The 24,086-nt window shown below is 70.8% G+C and carries 19 protein-coding genes and 1 pseudogene; 8 read left to right on the top strand and 12 right to left on the bottom strand.

What is annotated here, in order from left to right:
- Positions 1 to 5: 5 nt before the first annotated feature.
- Positions 6 to 2,519, bottom strand: a complete 2,514-nt coding sequence (locus QQM39_RS41305; protein WP_302002691.1) for an RNA helicase — start codon at positions 2,517 to 2,519, stop codon at positions 6 to 8.
- Between the two features lie 145 nt (positions 2,520 to 2,664).
- Between QQM39_RS41305 and QQM39_RS41310 the strand changes: the two genes are divergently transcribed.
- Positions 2,665 to 3,459 (top strand): metal-dependent hydrolase, encoded by a 795-nt coding sequence (locus QQM39_RS41310; protein ID WP_302002692.1) that lies wholly within the window; start codon positions 2,665 to 2,667, stop codon positions 3,457 to 3,459.
- Between the two features lie 161 nt (positions 3,460 to 3,620).
- Here the strand turns inward: QQM39_RS41310 and QQM39_RS41315 are convergent, their stop codons facing one another.
- The 4 genes from QQM39_RS41315 to QQM39_RS41330 all read right to left on the bottom strand — a co-directional run bounded on the left by QQM39_RS41315 (position 3,621) and on the right by QQM39_RS41330 (position 9,160).
- Complete coding sequence (locus QQM39_RS41315) at positions 3,621 to 3,881, bottom strand: type B 50S ribosomal protein L31 (RefSeq protein ID WP_302002693.1); 261 nt, start codon at positions 3,879 to 3,881, stop codon at positions 3,621 to 3,623.
- A 105-nt stretch (positions 3,882 to 3,986) separates the two neighbouring features.
- Positions 3,987 to 4,457, bottom strand: coding sequence for a DUF5709 domain-containing protein (locus tag QQM39_RS41320; RefSeq protein ID WP_302002694.1), 471 nt, complete (start codon positions 4,455 to 4,457; stop codon positions 3,987 to 3,989).
- A 1,065-nt stretch (positions 4,458 to 5,522) separates the two neighbouring features.
- Positions 5,523 to 7,310 (bottom strand): ABC transporter ATP-binding protein, encoded by a 1,788-nt coding sequence (locus QQM39_RS41325; RefSeq protein ID WP_302002695.1) that lies wholly within the window; start codon positions 7,308 to 7,310, stop codon positions 5,523 to 5,525.
- Complete coding sequence (locus tag QQM39_RS41330; RefSeq protein WP_302002696.1) at positions 7,307 to 9,160, bottom strand: ABC transporter ATP-binding protein; 1,854 nt, start codon at positions 9,158 to 9,160, stop codon at positions 7,307 to 7,309. The genes QQM39_RS41325 and QQM39_RS41330 overlap by 4 nt, the downstream gene beginning before the upstream one ends.
- Before the next feature lie 371 nt (positions 9,161 to 9,531).
- Between QQM39_RS41330 and QQM39_RS41335 the strand changes: the two genes are divergently transcribed.
- From QQM39_RS41335 to QQM39_RS41345, 3 genes are all read left to right on the top strand, one after another.
- Positions 9,532 to 10,278 (top strand): L,D-transpeptidase family protein, encoded by a 747-nt coding sequence (locus QQM39_RS41335; protein ID WP_302003907.1) that lies wholly within the window; start codon positions 9,532 to 9,534, stop codon positions 10,276 to 10,278.
- 61 nt (positions 10,279 to 10,339) lie between these two features.
- Entirely contained in the window at positions 10,340 to 12,010 is a 1,671-nt protein-coding gene (locus tag QQM39_RS41340; RefSeq protein ID WP_302002697.1) for a peptide-N4-asparagine amidase, read from the top strand.
- A 169-nt stretch (positions 12,011 to 12,179) separates the two neighbouring features.
- A complete protein-coding gene (locus QQM39_RS41345; protein WP_302002698.1) occupies positions 12,180 to 13,667 on the top strand; it encodes a cation:dicarboxylase symporter family transporter in 1,488 nt (495 codons plus the stop codon).
- A 523-nt stretch (positions 13,668 to 14,190) separates the two neighbouring features.
- Here QQM39_RS41345 and QQM39_RS41350 read toward each other — a convergent pair.
- Positions 14,191 to 14,640 (bottom strand): MarR family winged helix-turn-helix transcriptional regulator, encoded by a 450-nt coding sequence (locus tag QQM39_RS41350; RefSeq protein ID WP_302002699.1) that lies wholly within the window; start codon positions 14,638 to 14,640, stop codon positions 14,191 to 14,193.
- A gap of 94 nt (positions 14,641 to 14,734) precedes the next feature.
- On the opposite strand from QQM39_RS41350, the gene QQM39_RS41355 reads away from it, so the two are divergent.
- Entirely contained in the window at positions 14,735 to 16,537 is a 1,803-nt protein-coding gene (locus tag QQM39_RS41355; protein ID WP_302002700.1) for an ABC transporter ATP-binding protein, read from the top strand.
- 43 nt (positions 16,538 to 16,580) lie between these two features.
- Positions 16,581 to 17,441, top strand: a complete 861-nt coding sequence (mltG, locus tag QQM39_RS41360; protein ID WP_302002701.1) for an endolytic transglycosylase MltG — start codon at positions 16,581 to 16,583, stop codon at positions 17,439 to 17,441.
- A 112-nt stretch (positions 17,442 to 17,553) separates the two neighbouring features.
- Here mltG and QQM39_RS41365 read toward each other — a convergent pair.
- The 6 genes and pseudogenes from QQM39_RS41365 to QQM39_RS46385 form a co-directional block, all read right to left on the bottom strand.
- Positions 17,554 to 18,664, bottom strand: a pseudogene (locus QQM39_RS41365) (NAD(P)-binding domain-containing protein).
- A gap of 69 nt (positions 18,665 to 18,733) precedes the next feature.
- Positions 18,734 to 19,891, bottom strand: coding sequence for an LLM class flavin-dependent oxidoreductase (locus QQM39_RS41370; protein WP_302002702.1), 1,158 nt, complete (start codon positions 19,889 to 19,891; stop codon positions 18,734 to 18,736).
- A gap of 1 nt (position 19,892) precedes the next feature.
- On the bottom strand, positions 19,893 to 20,918 hold the full coding sequence (locus QQM39_RS41375; RefSeq protein ID WP_302002703.1) for an ABC transporter substrate-binding protein: 1,026 nt from the start codon (positions 20,916 to 20,918) through the stop codon (positions 19,893 to 19,895).
- A gap of 104 nt (positions 20,919 to 21,022) precedes the next feature.
- Positions 21,023 to 21,778: an ABC transporter ATP-binding protein gene (locus QQM39_RS41380; protein ID WP_302002704.1), complete on the bottom strand. Its 756-nt coding sequence runs from the start codon at positions 21,776 to 21,778 to the stop codon at positions 21,023 to 21,025.
- Positions 21,751 to 22,632 (bottom strand): ABC transporter permease, encoded by an 882-nt coding sequence (locus QQM39_RS41385; protein WP_302002705.1) that lies wholly within the window; start codon positions 22,630 to 22,632, stop codon positions 21,751 to 21,753. The genes QQM39_RS41380 and QQM39_RS41385 overlap by 28 nt, the downstream gene beginning before the upstream one ends.
- Positions 22,633 to 22,745: 113 nt before the next feature.
- A complete protein-coding gene (locus QQM39_RS46385) occupies positions 22,746 to 22,829 on the bottom strand; it encodes a putative leader peptide (RefSeq protein ID WP_313884353.1) in 84 nt (27 codons plus the stop codon).
- Between the two features lie 133 nt (positions 22,830 to 22,962).
- Between QQM39_RS46385 and QQM39_RS41390 the strand changes: the two genes are divergently transcribed.
- Positions 22,963 to 23,385, top strand: a complete 423-nt coding sequence (locus QQM39_RS41390) for a secondary thiamine-phosphate synthase enzyme YjbQ (protein ID WP_302002706.1) — start codon at positions 22,963 to 22,965, stop codon at positions 23,383 to 23,385.
- A 262-nt stretch (positions 23,386 to 23,647) separates the two neighbouring features.
- The gene (locus tag QQM39_RS41395) at positions 23,648 to 24,022 is read left to right on the top strand and encodes a hypothetical protein (RefSeq protein WP_302002707.1); all 375 of its coding nucleotides are present in this window, start codon (positions 23,648 to 23,650) and stop codon (positions 24,020 to 24,022) included.
- The last annotated feature ends 64 nt before the right edge of the window (positions 24,023 to 24,086 follow it).

The raw sequence follows: 24,086 nt of genomic DNA on the forward strand, positions 1-24,086 counted from the left end.
TGTGCTCACAGCTGGCCTACGTCGGTGACACGGACCACCGCGCGGCCCTCCGCGTCGGAGGCGGTGAGGTCGATCTCCGCGCTGATGCCCCAGTCGTGGTCGCCGTTCGGGTCGTCGAAGATCTGGCGGACGCGCCACAGGCGGTTCGCCGGTTCCTCCTCGATCACCAGGAGCTTGGGCCCGCGGGCGTTGGGTCCGGTGCCGAGGTCCTCGTACTCGTCCCAGTACTTGTCCATCGCCTCGCCCCAGGCCTCGGCGTCCCAGCCGGCCTCGGCGTCCAGCTCACCCAGCTCCTCGACCTGGTCGAGGGCGGCGAGCTCGACACGGCGGAACATGGCGTTGCGGACGAGGACGCGGAAGGCGCGCGCGTTGGTGGTGACCGGCTTGACCTCGTCGGCCTTCTCCTGCGCCTCCTCGGCGGTCATCTCCTCCGGATTGGCGAGCTGTTCCCACTCGTCGAGCAGGCTGGAGTCCACCTGGCGCACCATCTCGCCGAGCCACTCGATCAGATCCTGCAGGTCCTCGGACTTGAGGTCGTCCGGGATGTTGTGGTCGAGGGCCTTGTAGGCACTCGCGAGGTAGCGCAGCACGATGCCCTCGGTGCGGGCCAGCTCGTAGAAGGACACCAACTCCGTGAAGGACATCGCCCGTTCGTACATGTCCCGGATGACGGACTTCGGCGACAGCGGGTGGTCCCCGACCCAGGGGTGGCTCTTGCGGTACGTGTTGTACGCGTGGAAGAGCAGTTCCTCCAGGGGCTTGGGGTAGGTGATGTCCTGGAGGCGCTCCATGCGCTCCTCGTACTCGACGCCGTCCGCCTTCATCGCTGCGACGGCCTCGCCCTTGGCCTTGTTCTGCTGGGCGACGAGGATCTGCCGCGGGTCATCCAGCGTGGACTCCACGACGGACACCATGTCCAGGGCGTAGGACGGCGACTCGGGGTCCAGCAACTCGAACGCGGCCAGCGCGAAGGTGGACAGCGGCTGGTTGAGCGCGAAGTCCTGCTGGAGGTCGACGGTGAGACGGACGATGCGGCCAGTGGCGTCCGGCTCGTCGAGCTTCTCGACGATGCCGCCGTCCAGCAGCGAGCGGTAGATCGCGATCGCGCGCCGGATGTGCCGCAGCTGCTGCTTGCGCGGCTCGTGGTTGTCCTCCAGCAGGTGCCGCATCGCCTCGAAGGCGTTGCCGGGCCGGGCGATCACCGACAGCAGCATGGTGTGCGTGACCCGGAAGCGGGAGGTCAGCGGCTCCGGTTCGGAGGCGATGAGCTTCTCGAAGGTGTTCTCCGTCCAGCCGACGAAGCCCTCGGGCGCCTTCTTGCGGACGACCTTGCGGCGCTTCTTCGGGTCGTCGCCGGCTTTGGCGAGCGCCTTCTCGTTCTCGATGACGTGCTCGGGACCCTGGGCTACGACGAAGCCCGCCGTGTCGAACCCCGCGCGCCCGGCGCGGCCGGCGATCTGATGGAACTCCCGGTTGCGCAGGGTGCGGACCCGGTTGCCGTCGTACTTGGTCAGGGCCGTGAACAGCACGGTGCGGATGGGCACGTTGACACCCACGCCCAGTGTGTCCGTGCCGCAGATGACCTTCAGCAGACCCGCCTGCGCGAGCTTCTCCACGAGGCGACGGTACTTCGGCAGCATGCCGGCGTGATGCACACCGATGCCGTGCCGCACGTAACGGGAGAGGTTGCGGCCGAACTTGGTGGTGAAGCGGAAGTTGCCGATCAGCTCGGCGATCTGGTCCTTCTCCTCACGCGAGCACATGTTGATGCTCATCAGCGCCTGCGCCCGCTCCACGGCCTGCGCCTGCGTGAAGTGCACGATGTAGACCGGTGCCTGCTTGGTCTGCAGCAACTCGGTCAGCGTTTCGGTCATCGGGGTGAGCTTGTACTCGTAGGACAGCGGTACGGGACGGGTCGCCGAGCGGACCACCGCCGTCGGGCGGCCGGTGCGCCGGGTGAGGTCCTTCTCGAACATCGAGACATCGCCGAGCGTCGCCGACATCAGGATGAACTGCGCCTGCGGCAGCTCCAGGATCGGGATCTGCCACGCCCAGCCGCGGTCCCCCTCCGCGTAGAAGTGGAACTCGTCCATGACGACCTGACCGACGTCCGCCTGCTTGCCGTCGCGCAGCGCGATCGACGCGAGCACCTCGGCGGTACAGCAGATGACGGGAGCGTCGGCATTCACGGACGCGTCGCCGGTAAGCATGCCGACGTTGTCCGTGCCGAACATCTTGCACAGCTCGAAGAACTTCTCCGAGACGAGTGCCTTGATCGGAGCGGTGTAGAACGTGACCTCGTCCCGGGCCAGCGCGGCGAAGTGGGCGCCCGCGGCGATCATGCTTTTGCCGGACCCGGTGGGCGTCGACACGATCACGTTCGCACCGGAGACCACCTCGATCAGCGCCTCCTCCTGGTGGGGGTAGAGCGTGAGGCCACGCTCCTCGGCCCACGACTCGAAGGCTTCGTAGAGGGCGTCGGGGTCGGCGGTCGGCGGCAGCTGATCGATGAGGGTCACCCACCCATCTTGCCTGCCCTCCCGCTCCACAGGGGAATCGGCTGCAGGGCCGAAGATCGCGAACGCTACGCTGTGTCGCCGACTACACGTCAGCGAACCCGGTCAACTGGACAGCGGCACACGAGGAATGGGGCGGGCAACGGCGATGATGGGACCAGCACACTCACTGTCGGGAGCGGCCGCCTGGCTCGGCGTCGGAGCGGCCGCGGCCGCTGCGGGGCACGGGATGCCCTGGCCGGTCCTCCTGTCCGGCGCGCTGATCTGCGCCGGTGCGGCCCTCGCCCCGGACCTCGATCACAAGGCGGCCACCATCTCGCGGGCGTTCGGACCGCTGTCGCGCTGGCTGTGCGAGATCGTCGACAAGTTGTCGTACGCCGTCTACAAGGGGACGAAGAAGCAGGGCGACCCGCGTCGCTCCGGTGGACATCGCACACTCACACACACGTGGCTGTGGGCGGTGCTGATCGGCGGGGGTGCCTCGGTCCTGGCGATCACCGGTGGCCGCTGGGCGGTGCTGGCGATCCTGTTCGCGCACATGGTGCTGGCCATCGAGGGCCTGCTGTGGCGCGCGACCCGTGGTTCCAGCGCCGATGTCCTGGTGTGGCTGCTGGCCGCGACCAGCTCCTGGATCATCGCCGGGGTCCTGGACAAGCCGGGCAACGGCTCGGACTGGCTCTTCACGGCGCCGGGCCAGGAGTACCTGTGGCTGGGGCTGCCGATCGTGCTGGGCGCGCTGGTGCACGACATCGGGGACGCGCTGACGGTCTCCGGCTGCCCGATCCTGTGGCCGATCCCGGTCGGACGCAAGCGCTGGTATCCGGTGGGCCCGCCCAAGGCGATGCGGTTCCGGGCGGGCAGCTGGGTCGAGCTCAAGGTGTTGATGCCGGTGTTCATGGTGCTCGGCGGGGTGGGCTGTGCGGCGGCGCTCAACGTCATCTGAGCGCTAGGGGGCGGGCACGTCACCAGCTGAGCGGGAGGGGGCCGGCATGTCGCCGCCCCGGTGATCCGCCTGGCCGCCCCGGTGATCCGCCTGCGGGACCGAGCCGCCGGGCGGCGTGGATCTCCGGCCTGTCCTGCGGATCAGGCGCTCTGCCCCCTGGATCAGCCACTCTGTGCGGTTCCGCCGCCGTAGCGTCGTTCGAAGGCGGCGACGCGGCCCTCGGAGTCCAGCGTTCGGGCCTTGCCCGTGTGGAAGGGGTGGCTCTCCGAGGAGATCTCCACGTCGACGACGGGGTAGGTCTCGCCGTCGTCCCAGTCGATGGTCTGCTCGCTGGTCGCGGTGGACCGGGTCAGGAAGGCGTAACCGGCGGCGCGGTCGCGGAAGACGACCGGGTGGTAGTCGGGGTGCTTGTCCTGCTGCATGCGGTCTCCTCGGGTGGCGGCGTCGGCAAGGGACGGCGGAGCGGGGCCGGAAGTGCGAGGGCTGAGGCGCGGGGATTGCGGGGGCTGCCGTACAGGGGCTGCTGGTCAGCCGTACAGGGAGTCCTCGTCGACGATGTGTACAGCGGCCTCCTCGGCGGACGCCGCCGCACCGTCGATGCCGACGTCCGTCGCGACGAGCGCGCTCTCCTCGTCCTCGTGGGCGCCTTCATCGGGTGCCACGAGGCGGCCGGAGCGCAGGGCGCCGACCTCGTTGTCGAGGAGTTCCCCGTCGGTGCCCTCGGCGTCGCCGAGGCCGTCGCCGTCGGGGGCGACGACATCGGGCAGCTCCTCGGCGAGCCGCTGGTCGAGGGTCTCGCCCTGTCGGCGCTCGGCGGCCGTCACACCGGCGTGCTCTACTGCCCACGGCCGCTCCGGAGGGGACCAGCCGCGGTCCAGGGGGTCGTCGACGCCGTCGTTCTCCAGGGTGTCCTCCACGTCGAGCAGCCCCGTGTCCTCACGTTGGTCGGATGCGTCGGGCTGGTAGACGTCGTCCCCCCATCCGTCGGCGCTGTTCACGGGTACCTCCAGGTGGTGGGGACGGGCCCGAACTCACCGCGGTCGGCGGCGGGCCGCCACGGTGCGGGGCACTGGCCGCACCCGGCGCGAACCGCGTGGTTCCCGGGTGCTCCCCGAACCGGTGCCGCTATCCAGCCTTCCACCCCTTTTCGCCCCGGCGCAACGGCACGGGGCGAGGGCGGGGGCTCCGGATCAGCCGGGCCCCGGAACCGCGCCGTTGCGCCGGCCAACCCCCCCGGCCAGTCCCACCTCCCCCGGCCAGTCCCACCTCCGCCCGCCGACCAAGGACAGCCGCGCCCGCGCCTCCCGGTCACCGCGAGCCGCGCTCCTCAGCCACGGCAACCCCCACTCCGGGCCATGGTGTGCCGGCATTACTGGCATGGGCCGACCGTGTCTCCGGCCCGGTCGGTCAGGGCGGCTGGCCATCACCGATCACCCCTTCCGGCTCCGGTCTGCCAGGGCGTCGGTCCTGGGCCAACGTGCTTCCGCTCCGGTCAGCCACGGTTCACACCCGCGTCGACCCTTCCTGCCGGCTCCGGCCGGCCACGACTTGCGGCAGCCCCAGCCGACCGCACCTTGGCTTCGGTCGGCCGAGGCGCTCAGCCTCGGCCCACCACTCCTCCAGCCCTGGTCGGCCGGGGTTCCGGGCTCGGTCGGTCGCGTCCAGTGTTCAGTCGGCCACGGCTGTGGCCCGCGCCCGCTGCGCTTCCAGCCCCGGTCGACCAGGCTGGTTCCCGGCCTCAGCCGACCGCGCGTCCGGCGTTCAGTCGGCCACAGCTCCCGTCCTGCCCACCGCGCATCCAGGTCCGGTCGACTGGGCTGGTTCCTGGCCTCAGCCGACCGCGCGTCCAGCGTTCAGTCGGCCACACCTTTCATCCCTGCCCACCGCGCGTCCAGGCCCGCTCGACCAGAGCTCCCGGCCCCGGCCCACAGCCCTCCCGCCTCCCGCGGCCAAGGCTTCCGCCTCCCGCGGCCAAGGCTTCCGCCCCCGCGGCCGAGGCTTCCGCCCCCCGCGGCCAAGGCTCCCGCCTCAGCCCAGCCCCGGTCCATCGCCCCCGCCCCCGATCACCCATGCCAGGACCGCCAAAGCGCCGCATACGCCCCGTCGGCGTTCACCAGCTCGTCATGGCTGCCCAGCTCGCTGATGCGGCCGTTCTCCACGACCGCGATGACATCGGCGTCGTGGGCGGTGTGGAGGCGGTGGGCGATGGCGACGACCGTGCGGCCGTCGAGGACGCGGGCCAGGGATCGCTCCAGGTGGCGGGCCGCGCGTGGGTCGAGGAGCGAGGTCGCCTCGTCCAGGACCAGCGTGTGCGGGTCGGCCAGCACCAGGCGGGCCAGCGCGATCTGCTGGGCCTGGGCAGGAGTGAGCGTGAACCCGCCCGAGCCGACCTCGGTGTCCAGGCCGTCGTCGAGCGCACGGGCCCACGCGTCCGCGTCGACCGCGCCCAGCGCCGCCCACAGCTCGGCGTCGGTCGCGTCGGTGCGGGCCAGCAGCAGGTTGTCGCGCAGGGCGCCCACGAAGACGTGGTGCTCCTGGTTGACGAGGGCCACGTGGGAGCGGACCCGCTCGGCGGTCATCCGGGACAGTTCCGCACCGCCGAGGGTGATCCGGCCGTCCCGGGGGGCGTAGATACCCGCGAGCAGCCGGCCCAGCGTGGACTTGCCCGCCCCGGAGGGCCCGACGAGCGCCAGCCTGGTGCCGGGCGGGACCTCGAGCGAGACCTTGCGGAGTACGTCCACGCCCTCCAGGTAGCCGAAGTGCACCCGGTCGGCGTGCACGTCGCGGCCGTCGGGCGCCAGCAGCGCGTCCCCGGCCTCCGGCTCGATGTCCCGGACCCCGACGAGCCGGGCCAGCGACACCTGGGCCACCTGCAGCTCGTCGTACCAGCGCAGGATGAGCCCGACCGGGTCCACCAGCATCTGCGCGATCAGGGCACCCGTGGTCAGCTGACCGACCCCGATCCAGCCCTGGAGGACGAACACGCCGCCGACCATCAGGACCGAGCCGAGGAGCATCACATGGGTGACGTTGATGAACGGGAAGAGCACCGACCGCAGCCAGAGCGTGTAGCGCTCCCACGCCGTCCACTCCTTGATCCGTCGCTCCGACAGCTCCACGCGCCGCTCGCCGAGGCGGTGGGCCTCGACGGTGCGCCCGGCGTCCACGGTCTCGGCGAGCGCGGCGGCCACGGCGGCGTACCCCGCGGCCTCCGAGCGGTAGGCGGACGGCGCGCGCTTGAAGTACCAGCGGCAGCCGATCACCAGCAGCGGCAGGGTGAGCAGGACGGCGGCGGCCAGCGGCGGCGCGGTGACGACGAGCCCGCCGAGCAGCAGGACCACCCACACCACACCGATGGCCAGCTGGGGCACCGCCTCGCGCATCGCGTTGGCCAGCCGGTCGATGTCCGTCGTGATCCGGGACAGCAGGTCGCCCGTCCCGGCCCGCTCCAGGACACCGGGCGGCAGCCCGACCGACCGGACGAGGAAGTCCTCGCGCAGATCGGCCAGCATCCGCTCGCCGAGCATCGCGCCGCGCAGCCGTACCTGCCGGACGAACACGGCCTGGGCGACGAGTGCGGTCGCGAACAGCCCGACGGTGAGCTCCAGATGGAGCTCCCGCGTGGCGACGCCGTCCGACATCCGTTCCACCAGTCCGCCCAGCAGCCAGGGCCCCGCCATCGAGGCCACCACGGCGACCGTGTTGACGGTGATGAGCAGCAGGAAGGCACGGCGGTGCCGACGGAACAACTCGACCACATAGGCGCGTACGGTCGCGGGGGCGCCGACCGGCAGGGTGTTCGCCGTCGTCGGGGCCGCCGGGTCGTACGCCGGTGGCGCCACGCCGATCATGCCGACTCCTCGATCTCTTCCAGTTCCTTCAGTACGTGGTCGAGGGCGGCCGACCCCGGCCGGGAGCCTTCGCCCACCGCTTCGTTCTCGTTCAACGCGGTGTTCAGGGTGGCCCCTTCGTCGATCTCCCGGGTCACCACGGCCCGGTACCGCGGTTCGCTGTGCACCAGTTCGCGGTGCACGCCGACCGCAGCGACCTCGCCCTCGTGGACGAGCACGACCCGGTCGGCGCGGTCCAGGAGCAGCGGTGACGAGGTGAACACCACCGTCGTGCGCCCCGTCCGCAGGCTGCGCACGCCCTCCGCGATCCGCGCCTCGGTGTGCGAGTCGACGGCCGAGGTCGGCTCGTCCAGGACGAGCACCTCGGGGTCCGTGATCAGCGACCGGGCGAGCGCGAGGCGCTGGCGCTGGCCGCCGGACAGGGACCGGCCGCGTTCGGTGATGCGGGCGTCCATCGGGTCCTCGACGCCGAGCGACCCCTGGACCAGCGCGGCCAGGACGTCCTCGCACTGCGCGGCGGCCAGCGCCTCCTCGGGGCCGATGTCGCCCGACCGCGGCACGTCGAGCAGTTCACGCAGTGTGCCGGAGAGCAGTACCGGGTCCTTGTCCTGCACGAGGACGGCCGTACGCGCGCAGTCGAGGGGCAACTCGTCGAGCGGGACCCCGCCCAGCAGTACCGGCGTGCCCTCCTCGGAGCCGTGTCCGCCCAGCCGTTCGGCCAGCCGCCCCGCCGCGTCCGGGTCGCCGCACACCACGGCGGTGAGCCGGCCGGTGGAGGCGAGTAGCCCGGTGGCCGGGTCGTACAGGTCTCCGGAGGGCAACTCGGATCCGTCGCGCGACCCTTCGGTGTCGGTGACCCGCTCCAGCGACAGCACGCGCGCGGCCCGCCGGGCCGAGGGGCGTGAGAAGGAGTACGCCATCGCGATCTCTTCGAAGTGCCGCAGCGGATAGGTGAGGATCATGATCGAGCTGTAGACGGCGACCAGTTCGCCGACGGTGACCCGGCCCTCGCGGGCCAGGTGGACGCCGTACCAGACGACCACGATCAGCAGCAGTCCCGGCAGCAGCACCTGGATCGCGGAGATCAGGGACCACATCCGGGCGCTGCGCACGGCGGCGTGGCGCACGTCCTGCGACGCGCGGCGGTAGCGGTCGAGGAAGAGTTCCTCGCCGCCGATGCCACGCAGGACGCGGAGGCCGGCGACGGTGTCGGAGGCCAACTCGGTGGCCCGCCCGGCCTTCTCGCGCTGGACGTCGGCCCGCCGGGTCGCCCGGGGCAGCAGTGGCAGCGCGGCGACCGCCAATACGGGCAGACCGACGGCGACGACCACACCGAGCGCCGGCTGGTAGACGACCAGGCCGACGCAGACCACCACGATGGTGAGCGCCGCCGCCGTGAACCGTGACCAGGCCTCGACGAACCAGCCGATCTTCTCGACGTCACCCGTGGAGACGGCCACGACCTCACCGGCCGCGACCCGCCGGGTCAGCGCCGACCCCAGTTGCGCGGCCTTGCGGGCCAGTACCTGCTGGACGCGGGCGGCCGCGGTGATCCAGTTGGTGATGGCGGTGCGGTGCAGGAAGGTGTCGCCGATGGCGTTGCCGGCGCTGCACAGGGCCAGGAGCCCGCCCGCGAGGGCGAGTCGTGCCCCCGAGCGGTCGACGACGGCCTGGATGGCGACGCCGACGCAGAACGGCAGCGCGGAGACGGACAGGAAGTGCAGCAGCCCCCAGGCCAGGGACTTGAGCTGTCCGCCCATCTGGTTCCTGAAGAGCCACCACAGGAATCGGGGACCCGAGCGCGCGTCCGGCACACCTGGGTCGGGATACGGAAGGTCTTGAATCTGCATGACGTCCCAGTGGCTCGTGTCAGTGGGGGAGGGGATAGGGATGGGGATGGGGAGTCGATCGGATGCCGACGCGCGGAACGGACCGCGCAGGGCGGCAGCAAACCGTGACAGGTTCGCGTCGCAGCGTGGCCGGACGCAAACGGTTTTTCGCGCCGCCGCACAAATCTGGCTGCCTCTTTGGCTGTCCATCCGGCAGCCGATCCGGCAGCAATCCGACTGACCGCCGGCAGCAAACCGACTGACCGCCGGCAGCCATCCGACCGCCCATCCGCCAGCCCGACCGACCGGCCGCCGGGTTGTCGCTCCGGCGGCCGCCCCGAACGCGGTGCGACCATGGAGTGATGCGGAACGGCGGAGTGCGGAATGGCGGAGTGCGGAAGGGCGGAGTGCCGCGTGCCATGGTCGCGACGGCGGCCCTGGGCACGCTGCTGGCGACCTCGACGACCCTGACCGCGTGCGGTGGCGCGCAGCACGGCGGAGGTGAGGACGTCGGCAGGGCCGCACCCGCCCGGCCGGCCGCGACCTCGGATCCGACGCGCATCCCGGGCCTCGCCGACCGGTGGCAGCGACGCATCCCCGCCAACTCCCGCCAGGTCGTGGCGGTCTACGGCGACGGCAAGGACTCCCCGGACTCCACGGTCGTGCTCTACACGAAGCACGGCTCGACCTGGGACCGCACCCGCGGCTGGCCCGCGCACAACGGCAAGAAGGGCTGGACCACCGACCACCACGAGGGCGACAACCGCAGCCCCGTCGGCGTGTTCACACTCAGCGACGCGGGTGGCGTACGGAAGAACCCCGGGGCCAAGCTGCCGTACACGCGGTCCGCGGCCTTCGCGGCGCCACGCTGGTGGGCGAAGTCGTACTGGCACGACTTCGACTACGTCATCGCCATCGACTACAACCGCGTCAAGGGCGCCCCGCCCAACGACACCACCCGGCCCGAGGGGGCGTCCAAGGGCGGTGGCATCTGGTTGCACATGGACCACGGCAGCGGTACGTCGGCCTGCGTCAGTCTGTCCGAATCAGCGATGGAGTACCTGCTGCGCACGCTCGATCCGGACCGGCATCCTGTCGTGGTGATGGGGGACAGGGCGGACCTGAAGAGCTCGCACTGATGGGGGAGGTCTGAAGAGGCGTCATTGCGAGGGGTGCCCAACTCCCCGTAGAACACCGGCCATGAAGAGACGGATCGTCATGTCCATGCTCGCAGGGGCGACCCTCCTGGCGAGCACCCTCCTCGGAACCAGCCCCGCCAGGGCCGCGGAAACCGTGGCGGAACCTGCGGCCGAGGCCCAACCCGCCGACGTCCCCGCCGAGTTCGGCAGCGACTGGCACGACCCCATCACCGCCGCCCCACCCGTCGCCAAGCCCGCCGGCAAAGCCTGCCAAGTCACCGTCGCCGAGGCGCAGTTCCGCGACTTCACCCCGTACAAGGGCACGTACACCCCGCCCCGAGGCTGCGGCGACCGCTGGAGCAAGGTAGTGCTGCGGATGGACGGCAAGGTCAAGGGACGCCAGTTCGACCGGCTCGGTCATCTGCATGTCGGCGGGGTCGAGATCTTCCGTACGTCCACTCCCGAGCCGTCGTCGGACGGCATCGAGTGGTCCGTCGAGAAGGACGTCACCCGCTACAGCGACACCTTCCGCCGCGGCCAGGACGTCGAGATGCTCATCGGGAACGTCGTCGACGACACGTACACCGGCATCATCGACGTCATGGTCACGCTGACGTTCTACGCGGGCGACCCCGCCTCGACCTCCGGCCTCTCCGCCTCAACCCCCGGCCGCCCCACCACGACCCCCGACCGCGTCCTCACCCTCCAGGACGGCACCCTCACCACCCCGCGCAACAGCGAGCGCATCGTCGCCGAGGTGTACGCCACCGGCTCCGGCGGCGGCTGTGAGGAGTTCTGGTATCTGTCGGCGCCCGACCCCGCGCCCTACTCCTGCAAGGCCGCCGGCGGCCCCTACCGCGAGGTGCAGATCAAGGTCGACGGCCGACTCGCCGGAATCGCCGCGCCGTTCCCCCACGTGTGGACCGGCGGCTGGTCCAACCCCTTCCTCTGGTACGTCACTCCGGGGCCGCGCGCCTTCGACGTCAAGCCGATCGAATACGACCTGACCCCGTTCGCCGGCATCCTCAACGACGGCCGCCCGCACCACGTCGAGGTCTCCGTCGTCGGCGTCCCCGAGGGGCAGAGCGGCTGGAGCGCGCCCGTGAACGTCCTCGTGTGGCAGGACGCGAAGTGCGCCCACGTCACCGGCAAGCTCACCACGCACCGGGCCGGCGACCTCGCCAACTCCTCGACGTACACGCCCGGTTCGGAGCACCGGGTGGACACGGAGGGTGGTCACCGGCTGACCGTCGCCGGATACGTCGACACCTCGCACGGCCGGGTGACGACCACTGTGCGTCGGTCGCTCACCAACACCTCCGCGCACCGCTGGACTGACGGAGAGAACCTGGACGCCCTGGACGCCACCTGGGCGGACGACCAGTCGGTCACCGTCGACGGACGCAGACCGGCCCGCACGACCCGTACGCAGCGGACGTACACGATGGACGGCTCGATCACGATCGGCGCGGGCGACCGGCTCCGCACCGTGCTGACCCTCGGTGACCGTGCCGCGGTCGGAACGACCCAGGCCGGTCGACGGGTGGCGTGGTCGTGGCTCGACGACACCGTCGAGGGCGACGCCTCCTGGACGCTGAACGTGCCACGGGACCAGCGGCACGCGGTCGGCACGACGAGTGAGCGCTACCGGCTGTACGGCTCGGACGGCTGCTACGACCGCCTGCTCACCAGCGTCCAGGGAGTGCTCACCGAGGATCGCAGGGGCTGCTGAGGCGAATTGTGTGTGATGCGTCACTCGGGGCGCGATTTACACGGATGCAACACAGGGGTCTTGTGCGGGACCAACATCACCCTCAAAGTGATCGCCACGGAATCCGCTTTCCGTATGGCAGAAGTCTCCGTCCCCGGCTTCTGTGTGCCACCGTCCCCAAGGAGTTCCCGTGCCGCCGTCCGAATCGCCCCTGCCGCGACGCGTCGCACGCATACTGCGTACCTCCCTCTTCGCGCAGGTCGCCTGCGCGCTCGTGCTCGGAATCGTCGTCGGGAAGTTGTGGCCCGGCTTCGCCGCGGATCTGCAGCCGCTTGGCGACGGTTTCATCCGGCTCATCAAGACGATCATCTCGCCGCTGGTGTTCTGCGTGGTCGTCGTCGGCATCGCCAAGGCCGGTGACCTGAAGGCGTTCGGCCGGATCGGGCTCAAGGCCCTGATCTGGTTCGAGGTCGCGAGCACGCTCGCGCTGCTCATCGGACTCCTCGCCGCCAACGTGGTCCAGCCCGGGTCCGGGATGAACGTCGACCCGTCCACGCTCGACACCTCGGCGGTCGACGCGAAGACGGACGGCGGACACCTGCCCTCGACGACCGAGTTCGCCCTCAACGCGATTCCCACCTCTTTCATCGGCGCCTTCGCCGAGAACTCCCTGCTCCAGGTGCTCATCCTGGCCTGCCTGGTGGGTGCCGCGCTGTTGCACCTCGGCCACACGAAGGTGCCGAAGGTGCTGCCCGCCATCGAGCAGGCCCAGGAGATCATCTTCGCGATCGTCGGCTTCGTGATGCGGCTCGCGCCGATCGCGGTGTTCGGCGCGATGGCCGTCCTGATCGGCAACTACGGCCTAGGCGTCATCGAGACCTACGGCAAGCTGATCATCCTGTGCTACGCGGCCGCGGCGCTCTTCATCGCCCTCCTCGCCGTCGCCCTGAAGGTGGTCACCGGGCTCAGCCTCTGGAAGTTCCTGCGCTACATCCGTGAGGAGATGCTGCTCGCGCTCGGCACCGCGTCCACCGAGTCGGTCCTGCCGCGCGTGATGCAGAAGCTCCGCAAGGCCGGCGCCCGCGACGACGCCGTGGGCCTGGTGCTGCCGACGGGCTACTCCTTCAACCTCGACGGCGCCTCGCTCTACCTGTCCATCGGCACGCTGTTCATCGCCCAGGCCGTGGGCGTGGACCTCAGTTTCAGTCAGCAGATCACGGTGATCCTGGTGCTGATGCTGACCAGCAAGGGCATGGCGGGCATCCCCGGCTCGGCGTTCCTCGCCCTGTCCGCGACCGCCTCCTCGCTGGGCGCCATCCCGGCCGGAGCCGTCGCCCTGCTGCTGGGCGTGGACCGCATCATGGACTCGATGCGCGTCGTCACCAACCTGCTCGGCAACTGCGTCGCCGTCTTCGCGGTCTCCCGCTGGGAGGGCGCCCTGGACAAGGAGCGGGCGAAGAAGGTCCTGGACGGCGAGATCGTGGTCGAGCTGGACGACGACGAGTCGGAGACGGCCGAGAAGGCCGAGCAGGCCGAGAAGGCCGAGCAGGCCGAGAAGGCCGAGAAGTCGGGGAAGACGGAGACGGCGGAGCTCAAGAAGCCCGGGACCGCGGAGTCCGAGGAGTCTGTCGCCGTACCGGCTCAGACCACCAAGGAGACGGCCCCCGGGGCCAGTTGACGGCCACCGCCGACAGGATCACGGCCACCGCCCCAGCAGTACGGAGCGGTGGCCGCGGCCTGTGACGGGGAGCGGCGGAACGAAGGACGCCCACTCCGCCCTGCTGAGTCCTCCGCCGACGAGAGTGCATGCCAGTTCCGTCGGCTCGCTTCGCGCATCGGTGATGGCTCGCAAGTTCCACAACCGCACCGCACCGCACTGTCCGCGCCGGCGCGCGGTTCCTCGGTGCTCAGCGTGGCTGTGGGCGGGAAACTCGGCACCGGCCCCGGCTGCGAGGATCCGTGCGCCGGCGGCTTTGAGACCGGGTGACTGCCGCCCGGCCCGCCGCCCGTTACGCCCACATGGCCGCCCGGCCTCAGCTCGCGTCCTCCCCGGGACTCGCGGCGCTCTTCCAGGTCATAGCCACCTTCAGCTGGCACCCCGCCCACTCTCGGCGATCACCGCACCCCCGGCCTGGGCGGCGAGGTGGACGCCGAACCCGGAGGCCCGGCGGTACCCGCGGTGCCGCCCCCCTTAGCGCCGTTCAGCACCGCCCCTCAGCACCCCCGTCGATCAGCGTGTCCAGCAACTCGCCCAGCACCTCGCGCTGTTCGCCCGTCAGCGGCGCCAGGATCTCCTGAGCCGCCGACCGTCGCGCACCGTGCAGCTCCCGCAGGGCCTCGCGTCCGTCGTCGGTGAGCTCGATGCGGATCACCCGCCGGTTCGTCGGATCAGGCACTCGCCGTACCTTCCCGCTCGTCTCCAGCCCGTCGACCAGCGTCGTCACGGCGCGCGGGACCACCTCCAGGCGCTCGGCGAGGTCGGCCATGCGAGGCGGCGAGTCGTAGTGCGCGAGCGTGCGCAGGAGACGGTACTGGGCCGGGGTGACGCCCAGACCGCACTCCTGGAGGTGCCGTTTCTGAATCCGGTGCACCCGGCGGGTGAAGCGCAGCAGCTGCTCGGCGAGCGGGCCGTCGGGATCGGGGGTGGTCATGCGGGAACAATATCAGGACGACATTCATTGTGAGCATAGGTAACAATGAGCTAAGCTCCGTCAGTCCTCGTCGCCACACCTCCCGTAGGAGCCCATGCACCCCGACAACGCACCCACCTGGACGCCACCCGCCGCGGAGCAGGAACAACCCCGGCAGGTGCGCCGCATCCTGCGACTCTTCCATCCGTACCGCGGACGCCTCGCCGTCGTCGGCCTGCTCGTCGGCGCCTCGTCGCTGGTCGGCGTAGCCACGCCCTTCCTGCTGAAGGCGATCCTCGACGTCGCGATCCCCGAGGGCCGCACCGGCCTGCTCACCCTGCTCGCGCTCGGCATGATCCTCAGCGCCGTCCTCACCAGCATCTTCGGCGTGCTGCAGACCCTGATCTCCACGACCGTCGGCCAGCGCGTCATGCACGACCTGCGCACCGCCGTCTACGGCCGCCTGCAGCGCATGTCGCTCGCCTTCTTCACCCGCACCCGCACCGGCGAGGTCCAGTCCCGCATCGCCAACGACATCGGCGGCATGCAGGCCACCGTCACCTCCACCGCGACCTCCCTGGTCTCCAACCTGACCAGCGTGGTCGCCACGATCGTCGCGATGATCGCCCTCGACTGGCGCCTGACGGTCGTCTCCCTGCTCCTCCTCCCGGTCTTCGTCTGGATCAGCCGCCGGGTCGGCAGGGAACGCAAGAAGATCACCACCGAGCGCCAGAAGCAGATGGCCGCGATGGCCGCCACGGTCACCGAGTCGCTCTCGGTCAGCGGCATCCTGCTCGGCCGCACGATGGGCCGCTCCGACTCGCTCACCGCGGCCTTCGCCGACGAGTCCGAGCGGCTGGTCGACCTCGAAGTGCGGTCGAACATGGCCGGCCGCTGGCGCATGGCCGTGATCGGCATCGTCATGGCCGCCATGCCCGCCGTCATCTACTGGGCCGCGGGAACGGCGCTTCAACTCGGCGGCCCGCAGGTCTCGATCGGCACGATCGTCGCCTTCGTCTCGCTCCAGCAGGGCCTGTTCCGCCCGGCCGTCAGCCTGCTGTCCACCGGCGTACAGATCCAGACCTCGCTCGCGCTCTTCCAGCGCATCTTCGAGTACCTCGACCTGCCCATCGACATCACCGAGCGGAAGGACCCCGTCCACCTCGACCGCATCAAGGGCGAGGTCCGCTTCGAGAACGTCGAGTTCCGGTACGACGGCAAGAGCGGTCCGATCCTCGACGGCATCGACCTCACCGTCCCGGCGGGCAGCAGCCTCGCGGTCGTCGGCCCGACCGGCGCCGGAAAGTCCACGCTCGGCCACCTCGTGCCGCGGCTCTACGACGTGACCGGCGGCCGGGTCACCCTCGACGGCGTCGACGTGCGCGACCTCGACTTCGACACCCTCGCCCGCGCGGTCGGCGTCGTCTCGCAGGAGACGTACCTCTTCCATGCCTCCGTCGCCGACAACCTGCGCTTCGCCAAGCCCGACGCCACCGACGAGGAGCTGCACGCGGCGGCCGAGGCGGCCCAGATCCACGACCACATCGCCGCCCTGCCCGACGGCTACGACACGATCGTCGGCGAGCGCGGCCACCGCTTCTCCGGCGGTGAGAAGCAGCGCCTGGCCATCGCCCGTACGATCCTGCGCGACCCGCCGGTCCTCATCCTCGACGAGGCGACCAGCGCCCTGGACACCCACACCGAACACGCCGTCCAGGACGCCATCGACGCCCTGTCCGCCAACCGCACCACCCTCACCATCGCGCACCGCCTGTCCACCATTCGGGGCGCCGACCAGATCGTGGTCCTCGACGCGGGGCGCGTGACCGAACGGGGCACGCACGAGGAGTTGTTGGAGCGGGAGGGGCGGTATGCGGGACTGGTCCGCCGGGACGCCCAACTGGAGCCGACGAGGTGACGTTATGTCGGATTTATAAGTGTTTGCGGGATACCGTGCCCGCATGTACTTGAACACTCCGCCACGGAACACGATTCGACTGACGCAGCGGGGCCGTATCGCTCTCATCGCCGCCGGCGCCGTCGTGGCCGGCGCCGCCGTGGCGGTGCCGCTGCTGACCCTGGGCGAGGAGGAGCCGGCGCGGCCCACCTCGCTGGTGATCCCTGAGGGCTGGCGCGCGAGCCAGGTGTACGCCGCCGTCGACAAGGCCCTCGCCCTGCCGCCCGGGTCCACCAGGAAGTCCCTCGGCAAGCTCGACCTCAAACTCCCGGGCGACGCCGACGGCAACCCCGAGGGCTACCTCTTCCCGGCGACGTACCCACTCGAACAGAACGGTAAGAAGGCGACGCCGGACTCCCTGCTGTCGGCCATGGTCGACACCGCCAACAAGAAGTTCGCCGGCGCCCCGATCGCCGCCGGTGCTCAGCGCAACGCCATGAACGTCTATCAGGCGGTCACCATCGCGAGCATCGTCCAGGCCGAGGCCGGCAGCAAGGCCGACATGGCCAAGGTGGCCCGGGTCATCTTCAACCGGCTCGAACGCGGGATGCCGTTGCAGATGGACTCCACCATCAACTACGCGCTCAACCGGTCCACCATCAAAACCACCGACGCCGACACGCGGATCGAGAGCCCCTACAACTCGTACCAGCGCATGGGACTGCCGCCCACCCCGATCGATAACCCCGGCGAGGACGCGATGCGCGCCGCGATCAGTCCGGCCCCGGGCGACTGGCTGTACTTCGTCACGGTCAAGCCGGGCGACACCCGCTTCACGGCCGACTACGCCGAACACCAGCGCAATGTCGCCGAGTTCAACGCCCAGCAGAAGGCGAGCCCGGCGAGCCCGCAGCCGACGAAGTGACCGCCGGGGCGTCGGACGGCGACCGGGGCGCCGTCCGACGCCGCAGCCATACGTGCGGCGCCGACCGGTGCCGCATCGGGCGCCCGGCACGCCCTTCTGCAGCGCCGGAACGTCACGCCGCCACCCGCTCCTCGGTCAGCAACCGCCTGATGTCCCGTACGGCCGCGTGGCCGGCCCGGTTGGCGCCGATCGTGCTGGCGGAGGGGCCGTAGCCGATCAGGTGGATGCGGGGGGCGGCGACCGTGCGGGTCCCCTCCAACCGGATCCCGCCGCCCGGCTCGCGCAGGCGCAGTGGGGCCAGATGGTCGATGGCGGCCCGGAAACCGGTCGCCCACAGGATGACGTCGGCGTCGACGCGCCGCCCGTCCTGCCACTCCACGCCGTCCGGTGTGATCCGGTCGAACATGGGCTGCCGGTCCAGGATCCCGTCCGCGAGCCCTTGCCGGACGGCGTCGTTGAGGGGCAGCCCCGTGACGGAGACGACGCTCTTCGGCGGCAGCCCCTGCCGGACCCGCTCCTCGACGAGCGCGACGGCCGCCCGGCCCACCTCCTCGGTGAAGGGTCCCTCGCGGAACACGGGCGGGCGCCGTGTGACCCATGTCGTGGCGGCGGCGTACCGGGCGACCTCCAGCAGATGCTGGGTGCCGGAGGCGCCCCCGCCCACCACGACGACCCGCTGCCCGGCGAACTCCTCCGGCCCGGGGTACTGCGCGGTGTGCAACTGCCGTCCCCGGAATGTCCCCTGCCCGGGGTAGCGCGGCCAGAAAGGCCGGTCCCAGGTGCCGGTCGCGTTGATCAGCGCCCGCGTCGACCAGGTACCGGCCGAGCTCTCGACCAGCAGAAGCCCGTCCGGCCTCGCGCACGGCGCGCACATCGACGGGCCGCCGCACACGCAGGTCGAAGGCCCGCTCGTAGCTGTCGAAGTACTCGGCGATGACCTCGGACGCCGCCCGCTCGGGCTCCGCGCCGGTCAGCTCCATGCCGGGCAGCGCGTGCATCCCGTGCACCGTGCCGTACGTCAGCGAGGGCCACCGGAACCGCCAGGCGCCGCCCGGGCCGGGGGAGTGATCGAGCACCACGAAGTCACGGTCCGGCTCGAAACCGCTGCGCCGCAGGTGATAGGCGCTGGACAGTCCGGCCTGACCAGCGCCTATGACGACGACGTCGACGACTTCGATCGCCCCGATGGCCTCACTCGCCTCGGCTGCCGCGACTGCCTCCATCTTGTTCACGGTTCTACTAACCACCTCGGCGGTGAGGATCTTCCCCGACGGCTCCCGAGATCAGCGAGATCAGCGCCCGCCCGCGACGAGCAGCGGAACACCGGCCCCGGCGTCGGCTTCCGCGGCCGTACCGCCGAGCAAGCCGCGCGCCGACAGCTCGGGAATCACCCCCTCCCCGAACCAGTACGCCTCCTCCAGATGCGGATACCCGGACAGCACGAAGTGCTCGACCCCCAGCGCGTGGTACTCCTCGATCCGCTCGGCGACCTCGGCATGGCTCCCGACCAGCGCGGTCCCCGCACCACCCCGGACCAGACCGACGCCCGCCCAGAGGTTCGGGTAGATCTCCAGATCGTCGCGGGAGCCGCCGTGCAGGGCGAGCATGCGCCGCTGCCCCACCGACTCGCTGCGCCCGAGCGCCGCCTGCGCCGCCGCGACCGTGTCCGCGTCGAGGTCGTCGAGCAGCCGGTGGGCGGTCGACCAGGCGTCGGCGGACGAGTCGCGGGAGATGGTGTGCAGCCGGATCCCGAACCTGACCGTACGGCCCTCCCGCTCGGCGAGCGACCGAATCCAGTCGATCTTCTCCTTGACCTGCGCGGGCGGTTCGCCCCAGGTCAGATAGACGTCCGCGTGCCGCGCGGCGACCGGCCCGGCCGCCGGCGAGGAGCCGCCGAAGAAGAGCTGCGGCACCGGGTCCGGCGGCAGCGCGGTCAGCCCGCCGTCGACCTGGTAGTGGTCGCCATGGAAGTCGTACGGCTCACCGCGCCACACCCCGCGTACGACGGACAGGAACTCGTCCGTACGGGCGTACCGCTGATCGTGGTCGAGGCGGTCGCCGAAGCGGCGCTGCTCGGCCGAGTCGCCGCCGGTGACGACGTTGAGCAGCAGCCGCCCGCGCGTGACGCGCTGGTAGGTCGCCGCCATCTGCGCGGCGAGCGTCGGCGAGATCAGACCAGGCCGGAACGCGACCAGGAACTTGAGGCGTTCGGTGTGCTGGGCGAGGGCCGCGGTGGTCAGCCAGGCGTCCTCGCACCAGGTGCCGGTCGGGGTGAGGACCGCCTCGAAGCCCAACCGCTCGGCGGCCTTGGCGATCTGGGCCAGGTACTCGATGTCGGGGGCGCGTACGCCGCTCGGCCTCCCGGCCTGGTTGGGCCCGTAGGCGTGCCGGTCCACCAGGGTGCGGCCGTCGCCGCCGGTAGGCAGGAACCAGTGGAGATGGACGGTCATGTCACGAACCTTCCGTGGCGCGGGCCTCGGTGGTGGACGGCGGCAGGTCGCCGTTGTACCGCGGGTCCACGAAGTCGCCGAAGTCCACCTTCTCCGGGATGAGCTTCAGCTCGGTGAAGGTGTCGGCGATCTCCTGCTCGGAGGCGATGAGGGGCTTGTCGACCGCGACCGAGATCCGGGTGGCGTTGGTGCGCTTCACCGAGGCCAGCGCGACGTCGTAGGGCAGCCCGGTGTCCTTGGCCCAGACCTTGGCCCACTCCTCCTGATGGCCGTTGACCCACGCCGTGGCACGCCGCAGCCGCTCCAGGTAGTCCTTGATCGCGGCGGCCTTCTTCTTGTCCTGGAGGACGGAGGGCGCCGCCACCTGGAAGGTGAGGCCGTTGGTGATCCCGTCGCCGGTCGTCAGGACCCTGCCCTGCCTGGCCACGAGCACCTGCGAGGTGTACGGATCCCACACGGCCCACGCGTCGACCTCGCCGGCGGTGAACGCGGCCAGGGCGTCGGCGGGCTGCAGGTACTTCACGTCGACGTCGCTCAGACTCAGCCCGGCCGCCTTGAGGGACGCGACGAGCTGGTAGTTGGCGGAGGAGCCCTGCGCCACGGCGATCGACTTGCCCTTGAGCTGCTCGGGCTTCGTCAGTTTCGAGTCGTTCGGTACGAGGATCGCGTCGCCCTTGGAGGCGCCGTGGAAGGCGGCCACCACCGTGATCTTCGAGCCCGCGCCCGCCGCGAAGACCGGCGGGGTGTTGCCGACACCGCCGATGTCGACGGCCTTGGCGTTGACCGCCTCCAGCAGGGGCGGGCCGGAGGAGAAGGTGGACCACTTGATCTTGTAGTCGAGGTTCTTGAGCTCTCCGGCGGCGCGCAGGATGGCCTCCGAACCACCCTTCTGGTCACCGACGTTGAGGGTGAGGGAGCCCGAGCCGTCGGTGTCGCCGCCGGTCGAGGCCGACGAGCTGCCTCCGCAGGCGGACAGGAGCAGGGCCAGGGGGAGGAGCAGTGCGGCGGGGACGAGGCGACGTCGCATGACGAATCCGTTCTGTGGAACTAAGGGATGGAGGAAGGGAGTTGGGGGGAGGAGGGCTGGGGGGAGGAAGACTGGGGGAGGGGGGAGGAGGACCGGGGGGGGGCTCAGGCTGCTTCGGCGGCGGTGTCGACGCCGAGGCGCTCCAGCAGGCCGGCGCGCAGTTCCGCGAACCGGGGGTCGGTGATGTCGCGGGGGCGGTCGAGGTCGATGCGCTGCTCGTGCGCGATGACCCCGTCGTCCATCACGAGGACGCGGTCGGCGAGGAGTACGGCCTCCTCGACGTCGTGCGTGACGAGCAGGACCGCGCAGCCGCGCCGCTGCCACAACTCGCCGACCAGGCGCTGGGCCTTGATGCGGGTGAGCGCGTCGAGCGCGCCGAACGGCTCGTCGAGCAGCAGCAGATCGGGCTCGCGGACCAACGCCCTTGCGAGCGAGGCGCGTTGTGCCTCGCCGCCGGAGAGCGTCTTGGGCCAGGCGTCCGTACGGTGGTCCAGGCCGACCTCCTTGAGGGCGTGCTCGGCGACTGCACGGCCGGGCTTGCCCGGCAGGCCCAGCAGCACGTTGCGCCATACCTTCTTCCACGGCATCAGTCGCGGTGCCTGGAAGGCGACTGCCTTGCGGCGCGGCACCAGGACGGTGCCCTCGATATCGCGGTCGAGGCCGGCGAGGATGCGCAGCAGGGTGGACTTGCCGCAGCCGCTGCGGCCCAGGAGAGCGACGAACTCGCCTGGCCGGACGTCGAGTTGAAGCCGGTCGATGACCGCACGCCCGTCGAAGGAGCGGGTCAGCCCCTCGACGTGCACGGCCTGCGTGACCTGTGCGGCCTGGGGACTCACCGGCCGGTGAACGTCGGTCGCCATTGCAGCAGCAGCCTTTCGAGGGAGCGGACGATGAAGTCGGCGAGCAGGCCGAGGAACGCGTAGACGATCAGGCAGACCACGATCACGTCGGTCCGCAGGAAGTCCCGTGCCTGCACCATGAGGAACCCGATGCCGGAGTCGGCGTTGACCTGCTCGGCGAAGACGAGCGCGAGCCAGGCGATGCCGAGCGAGTAGCGCAGGCCGGTCAGGGCACCCGGCAGCGCGCCGGGCAGTACGACGTGCCGCACGAGCCCCCACCTGGACAGCCCGAGGGACTCCCCGGCCTCGATCAACTGCGCGTCCACACCGCGGATACCGGCGTAGACGTTGAGGTAGAGCGGGAAGGTCACGCCGAGGGTGATGATGGCGACCTTGGGCGCCTCGCCGATCCCGAACCAGATGATGAACAGCGGGATGAGCCCGACGAAGGGCACCGTCCGCAGCATCTGCACGGGCGCGTCCACGAGGTCCTCACCGATCCGGAACAGGCCCGATACAAGGGCGAGTCCGGTCCCGACGACGGTGCCCAGCGCGAGCCCGGCGGCGACGCGCTGGAGGGAGGTGCCCATGGCCGAGGGCAGTGAGCCGTCGGCGATCAGATCACCCGCGACCTGGGCGATGCGGCCGGGTGAGGCGAGGACGTCGGGGGTCAACAGGCCTGTGCTGCTGAGCAGTTGCCACAGGACGAGGAGGAGGGCGGGGCCGGTGGTGCGGCGCAGCCAGCGGGGGACGCGGGTGCGGCGGGAGGAGGTGGGGAGGAGGGGGACGACGTCGACGGCGGTCGGGTTCCCAAGGCCGGATTTAAGGGGAATATCCGTCTCGGCAGAGCTGGGTGGGGCATGGCTGATGCTCATGAGTGCTCCAGGGGGGCGATGAGCGTTGATGGGGACGCGCTTCGGCGTCGCCGGATCGGATCAGGACCGGGCGGGTACGCGCAGGAAGCGGGGGTGAAGAGAGAAGAGGGGCGTCAGCGGCCGCGACGACACGCGGCGGAGGCCACCCGCAGCAGGTCGATGTGACCGCGCGTGGTGAGCAGGGCTGAACGCAACATGCCGCTGAAAGTAGCCAGATGGTGCGGCGACGGTCAACGGCGTCTCGCCAAGTGGACCCCGTGTATCACGGCTCGGCCGTCCCGGGCCGTCCCCTGACGCGTGAACTCCGCTGCATGGGCAAGGATGGACGACATGTCAGACGCCTTCACCACCCGAGTTCTGAACGTCGCCTCCGGCTCCTCGGAGAGGGTCGTGGACATCACCCGCGACTGCGAGGCCTTCCTGCAGGAGGCGGCGGCGGGCCGCGACGGCCTCCTGAACGTCTTCGTGCCGCACGCGACGGCCGGCATCGCCGTCATCGAGACGGGCGCCGGCAGCGACGACGACCTCCTGGCCGCCCTGCACACCCTCCTCCCCGCCGACGACCGCTGGCAACACCGCCACGGCAGCCCCGGCCACGGCCGCGACCACGTCCTCCCGGCGATCGTCCCGCCCCACGCGACGCTGCCGGTCCTGGGCGGACGGCTGGAGCTCGGGACGTGGCAGTCCGTGTGCCTGGTGGACACGAACCGGGACAACCCCAACCGTCAGGTGCGGCTGAGCTTCCTGGGGTGAGCAAGATCGTCCTGGGTGTGGCCGCCCAATCTCCGTACCTTGCGTGTTCGAAACGGAGAAGCCTTGCGCGGTACGGACCTGAACATGATCGAATGCCCCTACGACGGATGCGGGAAGTGCCTGCTCGGCGTGCGACGGCTGTCGCGGATGAAGCCGGCCACGTCTCCGGGGCGGCAACGCGAGGACGTGCCGACCGCTGCTGCGAGGCCCCTCGATCGAGCCGGTGAGGGCGCCGCAGGATGCCGTTGAGCGGTTATGGATCGTGGACGGCACCCTCGTGTGGTGGCCGCGGCCGTCGGGAGAAGAGTGCTATCCGACCGCCCTCGACCAGTCGCCGGGCGGCAGCGGGCCCGAACTCTCCCGCGCGCAGCACGGCAGAGCCTCCTGTCAGCCGATCGGCGCCCCAGTCGTGCAGCGGCTGCCGGGCGTCCCACCCGTACGGAGTGATCAGTATGGGTACGGGCACACTTTGCCGTGCCTCCTCACCCAGGCTCCGCCGGTGCGCGAGCGCTTCGAGCGCGGTGAGGACGGCGGCCTCGGTCTTGCCGGTGCCCGGATCGCCGAGGGCAACGGTCCGTCCGGAGACGAGGAGCGTTCCGAGCCTCTCACCCTGGCATCCAGCCATAGATCGTCGTGACGACTGCCGGTGGTGACGTCAAAGATCGTCCTGCGGTTGCCGGAATCCTCCACGGCCCCGGCGA

It is taken from the genome of Streptomyces sp. DT2A-34 (assembly GCF_030499515.1).
Classification (GTDB): domain Bacteria; phylum Actinomycetota; class Actinomycetes; order Streptomycetales; family Streptomycetaceae; genus Streptomyces.